The organism is Rhizobium sp. 2MFCol3.1, assembly GCF_000377565.1.
Lineage (GTDB): Bacteria > Pseudomonadota > Alphaproteobacteria > Rhizobiales > Rhizobiaceae > Rhizobium.
Window position 1 is genome coordinate 219920 of record NZ_KB898354.1, and the last position, 17409, is coordinate 237328.

Sequence of the window (17409 nt, forward strand, 5' to 3'; positions counted from 1 at the left end):
AATTTTTACTTTCCATGCTGCACGGCAAAGTCGCATGGCAGGTTTCGCGGAGAGGGGGCTCGGCGCGTTGAGAGGGGGATCACCAGACAATGGGCGGATAAGAGTTCGCTAACTATCGAATGGCAGCTATGCACCAATATCATTGAATTCAAATCGATAGGATGTTATCTAATTCCATGGCAACGAACATGAAGAAGACCTGGACCGAGTTCGCACCCTTGCTGATGATCTGCGGGCGTGGATGGCGCCGTGCGCTGAACGCCGCTTTGACCGACCATAAGCTTTCCGACGCCAGCGCCGCACCGCTCATCGCGTTGCTGCGCCATGGCGACCGGATCCCGCAGAATGTGCTCGCCGAACGGGTCGGGGTGGAAGGCCCGACGCTGGTGCGCGTGCTCGACAGTTTGGAGAATGACGGCCTGATCTGCCGGGTTGCCGATGAGGCGGACCGCAGAATCAAGCTGGTGCAGCTTACCGATGAGGGCACAACGGTCGCCGAGCGCGCCGAGCGTTGTGCGGCAAAGTTGCGAGAGCAAATCCTTGGCGATCTCGACCCGGACCAGGTCGATGCCGCTATCGAGGTTTTGCGCGCCGTCGCGGATAGGACCGCGGCGATAACTGGAACGCAGGACAATGACGAGTAGCCACACTACGATCTCTCCAAGCATTTGGGATGTCGTTTTCTCCATCAAGACCTTCATCGCGGCGATGCTGGCGCTTCTGATTGCGCTTTGCTTCGATCTGACGAACCCGTATTGGGCCGTCGGCACGGTCTATATCGTGGCGCATCCGCTGTCGGGTGCCAGCACGTCGAAGGCGATCTATCGCCTGATCGGCACCGCAATCGGCGGCGCCATGACCATCATCTTGGTGCCAAACCTCGTCGATGCGCCCGAGCTTCTGACGCTGGCGATCGCGCTGTGGATGGCCTTCTGCCTCGGTGTCAGCCTGCTTGATCGCACGCCGCGGAGCTATTCCTTCATGCTCGCCGGCTACACGACCGCGCTCACCGGCTTTCCGATCGTCGCCAGCCCCGAAACCGCTTTCACCTATCCGGTTGCCCGCGTCGAGGAAATCGCGCTCGGCATCATCTGCGCGGCGCTCGTCAGCCGCCTGGTCTTTCCGCGGCATGCCGGCCCTGTGCTTGCCGCGCGCATGGATAGCTGGGTGCGCGATGTCGCCGCCCTTGCGATCAGCACGCTCAACAGCAGCGACAAGAGCGACGCGCTTCAGGCCGCCGCCCGCAAGCTCGCTGCCGATGCGGTCGATCTGCACAGCTTCACCACGCATGTTGCCTACGACACGTCGGGCCTGCGCGACATGGTTGGGCGCACGCGCACGCTGCAGCAGCGCATGGTCGCCATGCTGCCCGTCGTCTCCGGCCTTGCCGATCTTCTGCATGCCTTCCGTAAGGCGACCGATGGCAAGCTGACAGACTCGGCCAACGACCTGATCCGCCGCGTGACCGAGCTGCTGTCAAACGAGGCCTCTTATGGCGACGCGGAGCGGCAGGAAATTCTGGCGCTGATGGAGAAAGCTGAAAAGGAGGGCCGGGAGCAGCAGGAATGGAACGGCCTTCTTGCCCATAATTTCACCTCCCGCCTGCGCGACCTCCTGCAGATCTGGAGCGACTGTCTGGCGCTGCGCGACGATATCGAGACCGGTGGTCGCCGCGAGCTGCGCTGGCAGCGTTTCGGCACGCTCTTCGACCGCGCGCCGATCCACCGCGATTACGGCATGGCGATCCATTCCGGTCTGGCTGTGATGCTGTCGACCTTCATCGCCGCAGCCCTCTGGATCTTCACCGGCTGGTCGCAGGGCGCCGCCGCCGCCATGATGGCGGGCGTGCTCTGCTGCATCTTCGCGACGATGGACGATCCGGCGCCGATGATGCTGAAGTTCATGTATGTCTCGATCTTCGCGGTTGCCGTTGCCTTCGTCTTCCAGTTCGGCCTACTGCCGCTCGTTCATGGCTACCTGCCGCTGGCTGCGTCTCTCGGCCTGGTGCTCATTCCGGCCGGCGTGTTGATGACCAAGCCGGCCACGATGATTTACGGCCTCGGTTTCGGCGTCAACTTCCCGAACATGCTGGCCCTGCAGGATCGCTTGAACCCCGACCTCAGCTCGTTCCTGAATTCCAACATGGCAATGGTGATCGGCCTCGTCATTGCCTGCGGCACGACGGTTCTGGTGCGCTCCGTCGGTGCCGAGTGGACGGCGTACCGTGTGCTGCGCGCCGGCTGGGCGGATATCGTCGCCGTGGCGCGCAAGTCGGATGCACCTGACTTCGCAAGGCTGCTCTACCGCATGGTGGACCGCTTCGGTCTGGTCGCGCCGCGCCTGGCGCGCATCCCGGTCGAATCCGCCGTCGCCCAGAACGACATCCTTGGCGATCTGCGCAATGGCCTGAACACGATGGAACTGCAGCGCCACCGTCAGCTGCTGACCCGCGACAGCCGAAAGGATGTCGACGACGTTCTGTCTGGAATTGCTGGCTTCTATCAGCAAAAGCAAAAGCATGGCCACGCCCAGCCGGGCGAGGGCCTCTTAAAGGCGATCGACACATCGTTGGTCGACCTTATCAACCAAAATCCGTCATCGGCCGTTGAGGGCGCACGCCGGGCCATCACGTCGCTTCGCTACAATCTGTATCCGGATGCGCGCTTCGTGATGCCTGACGCGACCATTCAGGCCGGCGGACAACTCGCAAAGGAGAACGCGGCATGAGACCGGAGCTCGATCTTTATGGCGTCTTCATACCCACGCTGGCGGCAATCGCCGTTGCTGCCTTCTTTCTCAACTCCATCCTGCGGCGGATCCTGGCCTTCATCGGATTCTATCGTCTCGTGTGGCACCGGCCACTCTTCGATACGGCCATGTATTTCTGCCTGCTCGGCGCGCTCGCGCTGTCTTTGAACAAGGTGTCATTATGAAATCGCTTCTTGCTTATTCCGGCCGCTTCCTTCTGACCGGCGTCGTCGTGGCGCTGGCCGGTGTGCTGGGCTGGCATCTCTGGGACTACTACATGAATGACCCATGGACGCGTGACGGCAAGGTCCGCGCCGATGTCGTTCACCTGGCGTCGGACGTTTCCGGCATCGTCAGCGAAGTCGACGCGACCGACAACCAGACGGTCAAGAAGGGCGACGTGATATTCCGCATCGACCAGGCTCGCTTTGCTCTGGCGCTGCGTCAGGCCGAGGCCCAGATGGAAAGCAGCAAAGCCGCGCTCGACATGGCCAAGAGCGATCTCGACCTTTACCGCAAGCTCGGCGACAACTCGGTGACCCGGCAGAAGATCCAGCAGGCGGAGACCACGGTCCAGCAGGACGAGGCGACCTATAACCAGGCCGTCATCAGCCGCGATACCGCGCAGCTCAACCTCGACCGCTCGGTCGTGCGCGCACCCGTCAACGGCGTGCTGACCAACTTCTCGATGCGTCCTGGCAATTACGTGACGGCGGGTAGTGCCGTGACGGCGCTGATCGACACCGACTCCTACTACATCTCCGGCTACTTCGAGGAAAACAAGCTCGATCGCATCAAGGTCGGTGATGAAGCGCTGGTTTACCTGATGGGAAGCGAGACGCCGCTCAAGGGACGCGTCACCGGCGTTGCAGGCGGCATAGAAGACCGCGAACGCAGCGATACGGGCGCCCAGCTTGCCAATGTGAACCCGACCTTCACCTGGGTTCGCCTGGCGCAGCGCGTGCCGGTTCGGGTGACGCTCGATGGAGAGCCCGGCGGTGCGGCACTGGTCGCCGGTCGCACGGCAAGCGTCACGATCATCGAGTGATCGACCAGTCGCGTGAGGCAGCTGGTTCGGCGCCTTACGCATGACCCAACACGTTACGGCCCACGGGTCCTTCAAGGGCCGTGACGAGGCATGCGCGGATTAAGCCCGTCCGCGCATGCCTGAACCTAAGAATGCCCGGATACTCTCAATGATCCGGGATCAGGAGACACCCGTGGACGATCGCCACGTCATCGAAATCACCACATGGCTGATGCAGAGCGGGCTGAAAGGCCTGTCCGAGGCCGACCTGCTCGACGGCTTCTGCGAGCGCTGCGTGGCGAACGGCCTGCCGATCGGCCGGTCGGTTGCCGTCATCGATACGCTTCATCCGCTCTATGAAGGTCGCGCTTTCCGGTGGGATTCCTGTCTGGCCGTGGAGCGCATCTCGGCCTACGGCGTCGCCGGGGCGGGCAACTTCGCCGACAACTGGCTGCGCTCGGCGTTTCATTATCTCGAGGTCGCAGGCGGAAACGAAGTTCGCCGCTCTTTCCTCCGTGGCGACGCCGCCGATTTCTACCTTCTGGACGAATTGAAAGCCGCCGGTTTCACCGACTTTGTCGCGATGGCGCATCGTTTCGGCGATGAGGGGGCGATCGGCGAGATCGACTGCTTCTTCTCGCATTTCGCCACCCGAGCCGCCGACGGATTTTCGGAACGCGATCTGGCCGCATTGCGCGAACTGCTCCCCTGTCTGGCATTGGCCGTCAAATGCGTGACCGTCAGCGGTGTCGCGGGAACGATCGCCAAGGTCTATCTCGGCGACGATGCTGCGAACCAGGTGCTGCACGGCAAGATCACACGCGGGCGCAGTGACAGGATTTCGGCAGCACTCTGGTTTTCCGACCTCGCCAATTTCACCCACATCTCCGACACGGTCGATCCGGAAGAAATCATTCCAATGCTCAACGACTATGCCGATGCGGTGATCTCCTCGGTGCAGGAGGCGGGCGGAGAGGTGCTGAAGCTGATGGGCGACGGAACGCTTGCGATCTTCAAGGGAGAGAAGCCGAGCGACGCCTGTCTTTCGGCGCTGAAGGCGCGGACGCTGCTGGACAAGCGGCTTTCGGACCTGACCGCTCAGCGCCGTATCGAGGGGCGGCCGGTTACCGACGTCTATCTCGGCCTGCATATGGGCGATGTGTTCTACGGCAATATCGGCAGCAAGGACCGTCTCGACTTTACGGTCATCGGCCCCGCCGTCAACGAGGTCAGCCGCATCGTGTCGCTCTGTCGGTCGCTGCAGCGCAAGGTGCTGATGTCGGCAAGCTTCGCGGCGATCGTTCCCTCGACGCAGATCGACCTGATGTCGATCGGCCAGCACGCGCTGCGCGGCGTCAACCGCGCCCAGGAACTCTTCACGCTTCTTCCGACGCTCTGACGGCGGCGTTTCTGAGATCGCCATTGGCCAAATTAGACCTCGCCAAGTAATTCGGCAGTCTCTAAAACAGCACATCTACGGAGCGGCTCTCCTCGGGGGAGGAGGCAAGCTGCTTGATGTCGACAATGGGGAATTTTGGATGGATCTCTCGAATTGGAAGGGCGTCGAGCGCCCGGAGCGTGTTGCTCTCGAAGGACGCTATGTCAGGCTCGAGCCGCTTGACGCCGGCCGCCATGGGCGCGACCTGCTCGCCTCGGCGCAGCAGCCCGGCGCCGACGATCGCTTCCGTTATCTCTTCGAGGACGCGCCGGCCGACATGGCAGCCTTCAGCGCGTGGCTGGAAAGGGCCGAGGGTTCGACGGATCCGATGTTTTTCGCCGTCATCGACAAGCGCACCGGCCGGGCCGAGGGGCGTCAGGCGCTGATGCGCATCGATGCCACGCATGGGGTGATCGAGATCGGCAACATCTTGTGGGGACCGGCGATCGCGCGATCGCGCGTGACCACCGAGGCGCTCTATCTCTTCGCAAAGCTTGCCTTCGACAAGCTCGGATATCGCCGTTTCGAGTGGAAGTGCAACAATTTGAACGAGCCGTCTAAGAAGGCGGCTGAGCGCTTTGGCTTCACCTTCGAGGGCGTGTTTCGCCAGCATATGGTGGCCAAGGGTAAGAACCGCGACACCGCGTGGTTCGCGATGATCGACGCCGACTGGCCGAGGCTGAAGGCCGGCTACGAGGCTTGGCTCGATCCCGACAATTTCGACGACGCCGGACAGCAGAAGAGCAAGCTGCGCTTCGATTGAGCTCTTGCTGATAACTTCGAGCGCTTGTTGAACGATCTTTCAATGTGATTCCGAAATTCTCGGCAATGCATTGATATTATGAATCTATTTTTAGCGTGTGCGGCGGCCGGGTTTCCCTGCCGCCGCATTGTTTATCAGACGGCGATGCGCCGTGCGGCCTTGTCGGACGCTTTGCGATCGTCGCCGTATTGCTCGATGATTTGCTTGGCGTCCTCGACCGAAATGCGGTGCTTCTTGGCAAGCGTGACCGCATCATAGGGTCCTTCGGACGCAGCCGTTCGTGTGGCTTGAGCCATCCTTTGTCTCCAATCCATTGTGTGGGTTATCGCGGAAGGCGGATCGCGGTTCGTCGCGATATCTGCTCCGTGGTCCAGACATATATGGGGATTGGGAAGCCCGCGTTCCAGAGACGGTCTGTCGCAGCGAATTTGATTGAGCTGTCATGGAACCCATCGAGTCCCGCAGGTGTTTCCCTGCCAAAGGAGACTTGCATGAAAAACGCGACTGGCATGAAAAAAGCGACTGGGATGAAAAAGAAGTCGAAGCCGCCCATCGTCGAAGTCGCCGTCACATCCGAGGAGGGGCGCGTGGCGGTGGGTATCATGAACGCGGAGCAGGCGCTCGAGCTTGCCGACAGCGTCGATGTAGAGGTGTCGCATCCCGATCACAAGGCGGGCGAGACAGATGTGTTTATCGCGGCGGACGAGCTTCGCGAGCACCCGGCAGTCGCCGCGTCGTCGGCTGCGTCGATGAAGACCAGCGAGGCCGCGAGCGGCAAGAAGAGCAAGCCGGAGGGGCTTGAGACGGAGGCCGCGTTGCAGGAGCATCTGGCTGCTCTTGAGGCCGACGCGCCCGCCGAAGAGGGCCAGCAAGGACCTCCGGCCGATTATGTGCTCGAAGACGATCACATGGCCGATGAAGACATGCTCGACGAGGAAGGATCGCTGCGGCGGCTTCAGGAGGAGGTCGACAATCTGCGCGCCCGGCTTCACGTCATAAGGGAGCAGGCGGGCACCGTTGTCAGCGCCAATGCCAAATGGGCGGATGCCAGCGCCCACGAGCAGCTCGGGTCTTACCCATGGGCGAAGCTTGCCGGCGCCATGGCCTTCACCTTCGTCGCGACAAGACTACTTCGGCGATTGCCGCTCGGTGCGGTCGCAAGTGCCGCCCTGCCTTTGGCGGCGGCCGAGATGCGCCGGCGCTACGATCGCTGATGATGCTGTTCCTTCGTCCCGGTTGCTTGCCGATCAGGGGCGAAGCAGGGGAACGTGCGGAGCGGCGGTCTCCGGCATATGGCCGGAGAGGCGGGGATCGTCGATCACCTCCACCAGGAAGGCATAGGGTTTGAAGCCGGCCTTCTGGTAGAAGAAGATGGCTGACGGGTGATCGAAGTGGCAGGTGTGCAGCCAGAAGCGGTTGATCGGCCGTGCCCATGCCCGCGCAACCGCCTGGGTGATCAACAGCTTGCCGGCGCCCTGGCCGATCGCATCGGGAACGAGGCCGCAGAAAACCAGTTCGCATTCGCCGGGCTCGCGAAAATCGAGCTCAAGCAGACCGATCCGGCGGCCTTCTTCCGACAGGATAACGTAAATCTCGACATCGGGATCATGGATGATCGCCGCAAGCTTTTCGTCGCTGATGATCAGCCGCGATAGCCAGAGCCAATTCTCGCCGACTTCGCGAAACAGCTGGCGATAGTCGTCGAGCGAAGGCGCCTGCCAGCGCTCGAAACGCAGGGCGCCCGGCGCGGGCACGCTGACGTCAGGCTTCTCGCGCATTTCGAGACACGTCACGACATTGGCGAGCTTGCCACGCGGAAGTTCGGAGTAACCCATCGGCAGCGGCGGATTGGTCTTCATTCAAGGCGTCCTTGCTGTTCGTTGTCGACGCCTGCAAGTGCCGGCGAAACCAACCGATCTCGCATTGTGGCATAGCCCTTGGCAACAGTATTTTCGGCAGCCACTTCCCTTCCTCGGGCTTTCGGCCTTACACTCGTTTTTATCTCCCGCTGGATGAATGCTCATGCTGTGCAACAGGACAGTATCGCTCACATCATTCGTCATCGCCGCCGCGGTGGCTGGCCAGGCGGCGCCGCTATTGGCGCAGGAGAAGGCGGCCAGGCGCACACCGCCGGGCGCTATGATTTCCGTCCGTGACGTCATCAAGCTGAACCCGCACGACGGCGCGCTCGCGGCACCTATTCTGTCCGATACCTGGTGGATGCGGGTTTCGGTCAGCCAGGAGCGGAGCGTGCGGCCAGCGGCGCGCGATGGGGCTGACCACCGTGCAGGGACAGCCGGCAAGGCACCGTGATCGATCTGGATCAGCTTCACGACAGTTTAGGCAGCTAAGGCAGGTGCAGCAACGATGCCCGTTTTTAGTCGTCGAATGCGTGCAATCGCCGTCTAACAAGCTGGTGTCTATATGGACAAACTACTTTTTTCGATCCTTGCCGATGGCGGCTCGGACACTCTTGAGCGCCAGATTTCGGCAATCAATCGTTTCTCGCCGGGTTCCTCAATCTGCATCCACCACGACGCGACGTCTCCGGGAAATAAATCCCTCGACCGCAGCGGCGGCGGCAACGTCTTCATCAATCCTAATTCCTATGCGATCCGACCTCAGGAGGGCGTGTTGCACGCCCATGTCAGCAACTTCCAGCACGCGGTTGCCCAGTCTCTCGAGTTCGACAAGATCGTACTTTTTTCGGCGCAGGAAATGCTCATCAAGTCCGGATTGGGCGAGTACACGAAGCGCTTCACGATCGGCGCGCAAACGGAGCTCTACGGAAACATCGAGACTGCCAACAACTGGGCCGGGTTTCGGCCGGAGGTCTTGAACTTCCCCGGTGTCAAACGGGTGCTCTCCCTTCTCGGGCTGCCTCTTTTCGCAGGCGGGCAGGCGGAGGGACAGTTTTTCAGCCGTGACGTCTTCGCCCACTTGGAGCGGGTCTTCGTGGAAGCGTTTCCAATGGAGCCTTGCGGGTTTCCAAGCGAGCAGATCGTGCCTGCAACATTTGCCATGCGCCACGGTTTTGCGGGCACCAACATTTCGCTGCCGATCACATTCACGGCGGCGAGCGCCCAGATCGAGATATCCGAGAGCGTTCTCCGTCAACTCGTGAAGGGTGACGGCGCGCTCCACGCGCGCGCAAGGCCGGGTGCGCTGAGGCCGGCTCATATCGGCGCGTGCGTGTTGAAGGATGTCTACGCGGTGAGCCTGCCGGCCGATCGATATGAGATCTGGAGCAAGGTCGTGGGCGAGCTGGAAAACAGCTAAGACGCCCCCGTTCATTCCACGCCGTGAATTCTTCAAGACGTCAATTCTTCAAGACGTCAACTCTTTAAGACTGGGCCTGTCGATGACCAAAGTCCTATTTTCCCTGCCAGTGCATGAAATGCCCGCCATCGTGCGGGACCAGATCGAAAACATAAACTACTTCTGCCCCGACGCCACGATCGTCATCCACATATCGGCAGGCGCCGCCGCGCTCGAAGACGAATTTCGGCGGCAGTGCGATTTTGCGAATGTGCTCATTAATCCGAGCTCCCACGAGACGAGATGGAACGAGGGCATCTTCCATACCCACGTCAGCAACTATCTCTACGCGCTCGAGCGCGGCATAGCCTTCGATCGCATCGTTTTGCTGTCGTCCAACGAGCTTCTCGTAAAGCACGGCCTTGCCGAATACATGTCGAAATTCGCCATGGGCAGCCATGTGCAGATCTACGACCTCGCCGCCGATTGGGGCGGTTTTCGCACCGACGTCGCGAGCGATCAGTCCGTCCGCAAATTCGTCGCCAACCTCGGGCTGACGTCCTATTTCGCGGGACAAGCGGAAGGGCAGTTTTTCAACGAGCGCATCTTCGCCCGCATCGTTCGGCTCTTCGTCGAGAATTTTCCGATGGCGCCGTGCGGGTTCAACAGCGAAGAGGTGATCCCGCCGACGGTGGCAGCCAGCCTCTCCATGGCCGGCGTCAACTACGCGCATCCGATTACCTTCTGCGACTACTCGACGTCGATTAAGATGACGCCGGAGCTGATCGACCAGATCAGATCGGGAAAAGGCACGGTCTACGCGCAGCGCGTACCGCGATCGATGCGCTCGCCGCATATCGGCGTCTCGACCTTCGAGGGGGTCTTCAGCGTCAAGCGCGTGCCGCGCGAGGATTGCGAGCTGCGGCGGTATGTGCGGGGGTTGATGGTTTAGAGGGGGAGGTGCCGAGCTAACTCGTCACCATCTCGGAGGCTCTAGTTCTTCAAATGCATTCCAACGCGCTTGCAGGAAAAGCGTGTATCGAATGCCTTGGATATATCGGTATCCGGTTTGAGAAGTTTGACGCTTACCAGGGTTTTCGCGAACTGCGTGTAATGACCGGCGGTCAAGCAGCCAATGCCTTTGTCCAGTGCATCGCCACTGTCGACGATGCCGTATGCTTTGAGCTTGTCGATCGCATATTCGATCTGACCGTCCGTCATATCGGGGTTCGCTTGCTTGATGAGCGTATTTGCCGCTGCATTGTCCCTGTAGAGATAGTTGTACCAGCCTTCGATTGAGGCATCGACAAAGCGCTGCACGAGGCCCGGGTTGGTTTCAATCAACTGGCGCTCTGCGGTGATCATCGTCGCGTAGGGTGCATAGCCGGCATCGGCGAGCAAGAAAATCTCAGGCTCCGTGCCGGTCTCAGTCTTGATCGCATAGGGCTCCGAGGTCACGAGACCCTGCTGAGCCGAGTTTTCATCTGCCAGGAATGGGGCGGGGCTGAAATTATAGGGGCGAAATTGCTCGTCTCGGAAACCGACGAAATTGGCTTTCATCCACTCGAAATACGCGCCGAAGCCGCCTTGGGTCATGAAAATGGCGTTGAGTTTCGCGAGATCTTCGAACCTGTTCACGCTCTTGCCACGATGAGCGAGGAGGACCTGGGCGTTCTTCTGATAGATCGCGGCTACATCGACAAGTGGAATTCCCTGCTCCTGGCCGACGAGCTGTTCCTGCTGCGTACCAAGATAGAAATCGAGCTTTCCCGCTAGAAGCATAGCGCGGTTCTGTGCGCTTGGCCCACCCTGAACGATTTCAACGTCAAGGCCGTACCTGGCGTAAGTGCCATCGGCGAGGGCTTGATAGAAGCCTCCGTGATCGGCTTCGGCTAGCCAATCGGTGCCGAAGCGAACTCTATCCAGTGAATAGGCCGGGGAAGCGAAGGATATGGAGGCAACGGCTAGCAAGGTAGCGGCGGCCACCTTGCATGGTGATAGATGAGAATTCATGAGGCGTTCCGGATGAGGAAGAGGCAAGCGTATTGATTGTATCGCCGCAGCCTTGTTCAACCGTTAAGCCCGTCGACAACGACGGACTACGGGAAATGTTTTCGTTGGATTTCTAAAACATGTCGGCTGAATGCTTATCAATAGATGCGAATTTCTAATAAAGTAAATATATTCTTAAGTTGTAGAATTTTCAGACTATATCGTTTGTATTTCTATTTGAGATTGGTTTATAGATTCCGACGAATTCGTTTTCGTTGAGTATTGAGGGGATTTTGATGCGCTTTTGTATATTCAGCGTTCGTGTTTTTGCGCAGATATTCATATTGGTGTGTAATTTTTTTATTTGTAATATTGCATATGCGCAGAGCAACGATGCCGAGAAAGCGTTTGAAAAGTTCATACGGGCAGAGGATTACAAGAACGCCAGCTTCTATCTCGAAACCAAGCTGGTCGATCCGGCGAAATTGGATGTCTCCCAGATGTTCTTCAACATCCTGATGGACTCCTACTATCGCGACATGAAGAAGAACGCGGTCAAGATCGATACGCTTTACCAGTTCCTTTCCAGCCTTGGGACGGTTGACCTCAACAAGACCGCCGATTGCTACAATGACAGCCATTGCCTTCTGGCGAACGAACTCATGTATGGGGCTAGCCCGGACGCGGTTAAATACTTCGTGGATCGCGGATTGAATCTCAATCACACGGACCGCGGTATTATCCCGGCATCCATGCCGTTCATGGTTCGCCTCGGCTCGGTATATAATGTTGAGGATATGAACTTCTTCGCCAAGAACGGGCTCGTTCTGGGCGACGAACTTTATCCGATCGAGCAATTGTCGAACTACCGCGACAATTACCTGTATTCCGGCCGACTCAATATGCCGGAGAACTATCTGGAGTTGAGCGACCAGAATTTGCTTGATGTGGCAGTGATCGCACTCGGTTCGTCCGTCAATGAAAATAGTCCAAAGGCAAGCATTCGCCGCAAGGTGCTGTGCGACTTCGTTACTTACGCGGCATCCTCTTTTACCCCGTCATTTGATTATCTTCTTTATCTTTTGAAGGTTTCGAACACGTTCCGCGGAGAATATGTGGGGAAGACCGAAAAGAGCGGGAACAGTATCTACCAGCCTTTTCCCAGCTCCTGCGTCTCCCTTGTTCAGAGCATGGCGGCCAGTCATGCGCAGCTTCAGAGTGTCATCTCTGATTTTGCCAATAATGGCGACGTGAAGACGGCACAGTGGCTGATATCCATCAAGCAGGGTCAGAATTAAGGGGCACGCGCATGGGTATGTATAGGAACGACAAACATCTGAAGGTCCTGGGCATCGCGCTCTCGGCGAGCGTGGCCTTTGCCGGAATGGCGAAGGCGAATGACGACCTTGTCCGGGGATTGCTTGGACTGGGAACCGCGATCATTATCAACCAGGCTGCCCAGCAGAACCAGCAGCAACGGTATCAGGGCGGCGTGCGACGTGCGCCGGCGCCCGGGCAATATGGTGATGAGGTCGCCAAGCGCGTTGCCGCAAAGAGAGAGATCCAGCGACGCCTGAACATGCTGGGATTTCAGGCTGGCCAGCCGGATGGTTCATACGGGCCGCAGACACGCGACGCTATTGCCGCCTTCCAGAGAAGTGTCGGCCACAGGCCGACCGGGAAAATAACCGAGCAGGAAATCACGCTTCTTTACCAGAGGAGTGACGGCGCCATGGCGAGTGGCGGCGGCCAGGACAATGGCAACGGCGTAGCCCTGGAGGACGGCTTCGCCGCGCTGGGCGATGCCAATTCCCAGGTATCGGCCTTTCCTGCATTCGGCGGTGGAGCCAACAAGGCGCCAGAGGGTATGAATGCATTCGCGAATGTAGCAAACCCTGCTCCGACGACCAACGGCGGCACGGCTTTTCCGGTTATCGGGAATGCGGCCGGTCAGCAGGCCGCGGCGCAGCAGCCGTCGGCCTTTCCCCAGATCGGCAAGGCCATGCCTGCAGGCGAAAATCCATCCGCGTTCCCAGCGCTGGGTAAAGTCGCTGATGGCAATGCCGAGGCGACGCCCAAGCCGGTGCTGGCCGCCGCTCCAGACGCAACCGCAGCGCTGGCAACTGGCACGCAAATGCCCGCTATCGCCACGGCTCCCACGCAACAGGACACCGCTACTCAGATGCCGTCGCTGGCTCCGGCGCCGGCCGCCACGACAGCCCTGCCGCCTGTAGGCGATGTGGCGGCTGCGCCGGCTGCCGCTTTCTCGGCCCTTTCGGCTGCCCCCGTCAAACCGGAATCTCCGGCATCGATGCCGGCAATCGCCACCGCGCCGGATGCCGATGCCGCTGCGGCGACGAGCGCATCGCTTTCGTCCGAACTGAAATATACCCCGTTCGGCTCCGAAGCCGAGCAGCCCAAAATTCTCGGCTTTTCTCTGGGCACCTCGCTGAAGGACGCGCAGGCGCACCTGGCCGAGGCGGGATTTGCCGATTGCAAGCCCGTGGACGGCGCGCTCGAGTGCACGCGCACGACGGCATCTTTGTCTGACACGATCAGGATATGGAGCTTGCAGTCCGAGACAATTTTCGGGATTGCGAGAGCCATGGCGTTCAATACCGCCATGCCCTCGGATGCGCTTACCAAGCAGTTCGAAACGACGTATGGCGCTCTTATGAAGGCCCGCGCCTACACAGTGTCCTCCAAACCGGAATGCTCGGCGTCGTTTCTGTCTCGCGATCAGATCAAACCGCTGCTCAACCGTATCGCAGCCGTGGAGAACAAGACCGCCGCCGATATCGAGCCGGCCATGATCGAACTGGCGCGGAACTGCCCCATCGGCTACTCGATCGCCTTCAACGGCGATGACAAGATATCCGGTGTGGAGATCACCTTCCTCGATGCCACGTCGCTGATCAACGCCGCCGCGCAAAAGGACCGCGACCTTGCACAGCGCAAAAAAGAAGCCGAGGCAGCCAAAGCCGAGGAAGAGCAGAAGAAATTGCAGATCCTGTCTTCTGACATCAAGCTTTGATCGCGCAGAGGCAGGAGCGGAAACAAGAGGCGTCTCAGGACTGCCTCAACCTGACGCTTTCTGACGCGAGCCTGTCATCTGAACAGCGTCATCAGCTCCTGTGGCCCGTTGTTGGCGATGGACAAGGATTGCACGGCGAGTTGCTGTTGCGTTTGCAGCGCGGCTAGCCTTGCCGATTGTTCCTCCATGTCGGCGTCAGTGAGGCGGCCCACGCCGCTGTCGATGCTATCCATCAGGTGGCTTGTGAAATCGGCCTGGAGTTCCAGCCGCTTTTGTAGGCTTCCAAGCTGTGCGGCTCCCGAGGTGATGCGCTGGCTCGCCGTCTCGATATAGGTCAGATAGTCCGAAACCAGATCCGGGTTCTCCACGATGTCGATGTCCATGAAATCGAAGAGCGGCAGTGGCTCATTGCTCACCTTTATGTTTGAGAACCGAACGCTCGTATCCGATCCTGCACGCCGGTCCATCGCGGGATCAGTTTTAAGCATGACCGAGGATGGTGAAAGCGATTCAATTTGCAGCGTTGGCCAGTCAGCGCTGAGAAGCGAATTCAGCAGGGTTACCATCTGGTCCGCTGTCTCGACCTTGCCGGTATCCGTACCAAGAACGGAATTTACGTAGGTGCGATCGAAGCTGTAGGTCTTGGCGGGCATGTTGTTGACCGCGAACGAGAAGCTGACGGTGATGCCATCAGGGTCCTCGCCATCTCGGAAGTCCTGGAATGGCGTGAAATCCAAAGTCAGCTTGGAGCCGCGTACGCCCTGGTCGAACTGATTGCCTAATCCTCCGCCCGATACCCCATTGGCGGAGAATCCACTGACCTCAACATAGGAACCGTCGAGCCCGAAAGCGCGGTTTTGCAACGTCCCGATGCTAATGACGTCGGGCACTATGCCGCCATGTCCATCGCTGACGAATGTCGCATAGGCTCCTGTGTTCGCTTGCGAGAGGGCATAACTCAATACCTGACGGTATTGGGTGAAAGTTGAGATCACGCCGTTCAAGGACGGATCGACCGCATCGATTGTTGCCCGAGTGATCGAAACCGTCGTGGTTTTTCCTGGATTATAAGGAGGATCGATCCCGTCGGCGGGATTGTCTTTGTCCACGGTGATATTGAAGTTGATTGAATTGCCCGCGCCGAAGGTCATCGGGCCGGTAAATGTGAAGGGAAAATGCGCCGAATAGCCATTTGCTGTTTCGGGAACCCAGATCTGCGTGGGTTTGCCCGCGATGACGGAGTTCGCGAGATATCTCATGCCGCCGATTGTGGTGATATCTCGGGGGTCTTTCTGGAGAAGACCACCACCCGTGCTGTTGAACAAGGAGGTTGCCGTCAGATGTGTTTCAGACGAGTTGACCGCCACACTGCCGTCCTGACCCCGGACGAAGGATGTGACAACCGAGGCGCTGTTGTTGTCGACATCGTAGATATCAGCAATATCCGTGTTAAGCCAATTCTGACCGTTGAAACTGCTTGAGTTTGCGATGCTTGTCACTTGAAGCTTGAGCTGGTCCAGCTCTGTCTGGATTTTCGCCTTGTCGATGCCGTCTTCGGTGGCGGAGACCAGCTTGGATTTGAAATCCGACATAACGTCCAGTACCGAAACCAACCCGCTATAGGCCGTGTCGACCTTTGCGGCACCAAGGCTTATCGCATCGGCCACGGCCGAGACGGCCTTGCTGTCGGAGTGCATCGTGGTGGCAATCGACCAATAGGCTGCGTTGTCTTGCGCGTTCTGCACTCGCAATCCGGAGCTGACTTCGCCTTGCAAGGACGACAGTCTGTTGCCTACGTCGCGAAGCGTCCGCAACGCGGCCATTGCCGACGTATTCGTGAGGATGCTGGTCACGTTAATGGCCCTTGATCATAGGCTAGCCGCCAGACCTAGAATCCGGTCCGGTAACAAACGCTAGCAATGGTGAGGACACGTTTAACGGTTAACCACAGGGGTGCCCGCCATAATGGCGAGACCGTCACCAGAAACGCGATTAGCTCGACGTTCATGGCTGCTTGGCACCCACACAGGGGACAGAGCACTAGTTAACGCTTTTGGGACATGTATGGTTAAGATTTCGTAAATAAGCAGATGACGAAGTCGAGATCGATCAGCTAAATCCCTCGCAATCACGGATACTCGGCAATGGCAGCCGTAATTATAGCGAACTCCTCTTCAAATTGCGCAAGCAATTGGACAAACGTCCTTTCAACCTCATTCACGTTGCGGATGTCGCTCAAGGCGATAGAGTTCTCACGTAGGAATCGTGAGTAACGTTGCTTTTCACCAAATGCGGTGGCCTCCAAACGAATCCTCGAAGAGCCGCTCGCTGTCGCTGCGTTCTTGATCGCCATCAGCAGGCCCTTGCGTGCTGCGTGACCTGAAACAGGCCCAACCTCCGCGTTCAGCCTGAGGTGTCCTGTAACGCCATTATCTCCCAGCCGTAGCTCTATCCAAAGAATTAAAGGGTACCCCGCCCACCAATTTTCGCAGCCGGGCCAAACACGCGCTTTCTTGTCCAGCGCTTCCTTCCACTGCACTGGAACAAAACTGACGAGGTTTTTGTCATATCCCGAATAGATATATTCGCGATTGGCAAGCCTGAAGCGCTTTCCTTTCTGCGGACGATCACCAAACAATCGATGCACCGCTGCAGCAAAACCGGTGTCCGGTTTGCTGGGGGTAGCCAGATCAAACATTTTTCTATTCTGGCGCATAAACTGCTGAGCGAGCTTATAGCCTTCGGATTTATCGTCGCTCAAATCAGCAATTTCCTAATCGGGTACGCCATGAACAGTGCTTGGGAGAGCGTTATTAAACGAAAGTTGGGAGACAGATAACACCATCAACGGTTGTTCGCATGTGACATAGATTGAGATGTTCGGCAATATTGCCCGCGCCGGCTTCGTCAGCCAGCTTGAGCAGAATATGCGGCAGCTCGATTGTACTTAACGCCCTTGCAGCAAGAACGTTGCTCCGCGAAAGACGAAAAAGACCGAAAGTCAACAATTTGAGAGAGCAAAATGGCGCACCCGACAGGATTCGAACCTGTGACCTTTGGAATCGGAATCCAACACTCTATCCAGCTGAGCTACGGGTGCATGCCTGAGGCGGGTTTGAATCGCCTGTCCGATGGGTGGTTCTTAGCCT

Annotated in this window: 17 protein-coding genes and 1 tRNA gene; 12 read left to right on the forward strand and 6 right to left on the reverse strand. The window is 58.7% G+C overall.

The features are described 5' to 3' along the window. Positions 1-188 precede the first annotated feature (188 nt). The 6 genes from D460_RS0103945 to D460_RS0103970 all read left to right on the forward strand — a co-directional run bounded on the left by D460_RS0103945 (position 189) and on the right by D460_RS0103970 (position 5976). A complete protein-coding gene (locus D460_RS0103945) occupies positions 189-644 on the forward strand; it encodes a MarR family transcriptional regulator (protein ID WP_018897207.1) in 456 nt (151 codons plus the stop codon). Beyond that, positions 634-2727, forward strand: coding sequence for an FUSC family protein (locus tag D460_RS0103950; protein WP_018897208.1), 2094 nt, complete (start codon positions 634-636; stop codon positions 2725-2727). The genes D460_RS0103945 and D460_RS0103950 overlap by 11 nt, the downstream gene beginning before the upstream one ends. Further along, on the forward strand, positions 2724-2933 hold the full coding sequence (locus D460_RS0103955) for a DUF1656 domain-containing protein (RefSeq protein ID WP_018897209.1): 210 nt from the start codon (positions 2724-2726) through the stop codon (positions 2931-2933). Before D460_RS0103950 ends, D460_RS0103955 begins: the two co-directional genes overlap by 4 nt. Beyond that, positions 2930-3796 carry an HlyD family secretion protein gene (locus tag D460_RS0103960; protein ID WP_018897210.1) on the forward strand — a complete coding sequence of 289 codons (867 nt, stop codon included), beginning with the start codon at positions 2930-2932 and terminating at the stop codon, positions 3794-3796. Before D460_RS0103955 ends, D460_RS0103960 begins: the two co-directional genes overlap by 4 nt. A gap of 172 nt (positions 3797-3968) precedes the next feature. Next, positions 3969-5174, forward strand: coding sequence for an adenylate/guanylate cyclase domain-containing protein (locus D460_RS0103965; RefSeq protein WP_026282766.1), 1206 nt, complete (start codon positions 3969-3971; stop codon positions 5172-5174). A gap of 139 nt (positions 5175-5313) precedes the next feature. Beyond that, positions 5314-5976: a GNAT family protein gene (locus tag D460_RS0103970; protein ID WP_018897212.1), complete on the forward strand. Its 663-nt coding sequence runs from the start codon at positions 5314-5316 to the stop codon at positions 5974-5976. Positions 5977-6110: 134 nt separating this feature from the next. Here D460_RS0103970 and D460_RS36335 read toward each other — a convergent pair whose 3' ends face one another. Then, a complete protein-coding gene (locus tag D460_RS36335; protein ID WP_018897213.1) occupies positions 6111-6272 on the reverse strand; it encodes a hypothetical protein in 162 nt (53 codons plus the stop codon). Positions 6273-6467: 195 nt separating this feature from the next. Between D460_RS36335 and D460_RS36695 the strand changes: the two genes are divergently transcribed. Next, positions 6468-7190: a hypothetical protein gene (locus D460_RS36695; RefSeq protein WP_018897214.1), complete on the forward strand. Its 723-nt coding sequence runs from the start codon at positions 6468-6470 to the stop codon at positions 7188-7190. 33 nt (positions 7191-7223) lie between these two features. Here the strand turns inward: D460_RS36695 and D460_RS0103990 are convergent, their stop codons facing one another. Then, positions 7224-7835 (reverse strand): GNAT family N-acetyltransferase, encoded by a 612-nt coding sequence (locus D460_RS0103990; protein WP_018897215.1) that lies wholly within the window; start codon positions 7833-7835, stop codon positions 7224-7226. 163 nt (positions 7836-7998) lie between these two features. Between D460_RS0103990 and D460_RS0103995 the strand changes: the two genes are divergently transcribed. The 3 genes from D460_RS0103995 to D460_RS0104005 all read left to right on the forward strand — a co-directional run bounded on the left by D460_RS0103995 (position 7999) and on the right by D460_RS0104005 (position 10186). After that, positions 7999-8289, forward strand: coding sequence for a hypothetical protein (locus D460_RS0103995; RefSeq protein WP_018897216.1), 291 nt, complete (start codon positions 7999-8001; stop codon positions 8287-8289). A 111-nt stretch (positions 8290-8400) separates the two neighbouring features. Next, positions 8401-9255 (forward strand): hypothetical protein, encoded by an 855-nt coding sequence (locus D460_RS0104000; protein WP_018897217.1) that lies wholly within the window; start codon positions 8401-8403, stop codon positions 9253-9255. A gap of 82 nt (positions 9256-9337) precedes the next feature. Next, positions 9338-10186, forward strand: coding sequence for a hypothetical protein (locus D460_RS0104005; protein ID WP_155947672.1), 849 nt, complete (start codon positions 9338-9340; stop codon positions 10184-10186). A gap of 41 nt (positions 10187-10227) precedes the next feature. Here the strand turns inward: D460_RS0104005 and D460_RS0104010 are convergent, their stop codons facing one another. After that, entirely contained in the window at positions 10228-11247 is a 1020-nt protein-coding gene (locus D460_RS0104010; RefSeq protein ID WP_037110812.1) for an ABC transporter substrate-binding protein, read from the reverse strand. A 275-nt stretch (positions 11248-11522) separates the two neighbouring features. Between D460_RS0104010 and D460_RS0104015 the strand changes: the two genes are divergently transcribed. Together D460_RS0104015 and D460_RS0104020 are read left to right on the forward strand one after the other, a co-directional pair. Beyond that, positions 11523-12524 carry a hypothetical protein gene (locus D460_RS0104015; protein ID WP_018897220.1) on the forward strand — a complete coding sequence of 334 codons (1002 nt, stop codon included), beginning with the start codon at positions 11523-11525 and terminating at the stop codon, positions 12522-12524. Beyond that, the gene (locus D460_RS0104020) at positions 12491-14260 is read left to right on the forward strand and encodes a peptidoglycan-binding domain-containing protein (RefSeq protein ID WP_155947673.1); all 1770 of its coding nucleotides are present in this window, start codon (positions 12491-12493) and stop codon (positions 14258-14260) included. Before D460_RS0104015 ends, D460_RS0104020 begins: the two co-directional genes overlap by 34 nt. A gap of 74 nt (positions 14261-14334) precedes the next feature. Here the strand turns inward: D460_RS0104020 and D460_RS0104025 are convergent, their stop codons facing one another. From D460_RS0104025 to D460_RS0104035, 3 genes are all read right to left on the reverse strand, one after another. Continuing rightward, on the reverse strand, positions 14335-16113 hold the full coding sequence (locus D460_RS0104025) for a flagellin (protein WP_026282771.1): 1779 nt from the start codon (positions 16111-16113) through the stop codon (positions 14335-14337). Positions 16114-16388: 275 nt separating this feature from the next. Then, on the reverse strand, positions 16389-17021 hold the full coding sequence (locus D460_RS0104030; protein ID WP_018897223.1) for a hypothetical protein: 633 nt from the start codon (positions 17019-17021) through the stop codon (positions 16389-16391). A gap of 262 nt (positions 17022-17283) precedes the next feature. Further along, positions 17284-17360: transfer RNA gene (locus D460_RS0104035), tRNA-Arg, on the reverse strand. Positions 17361-17409: the final 49 nt, after the last annotated feature.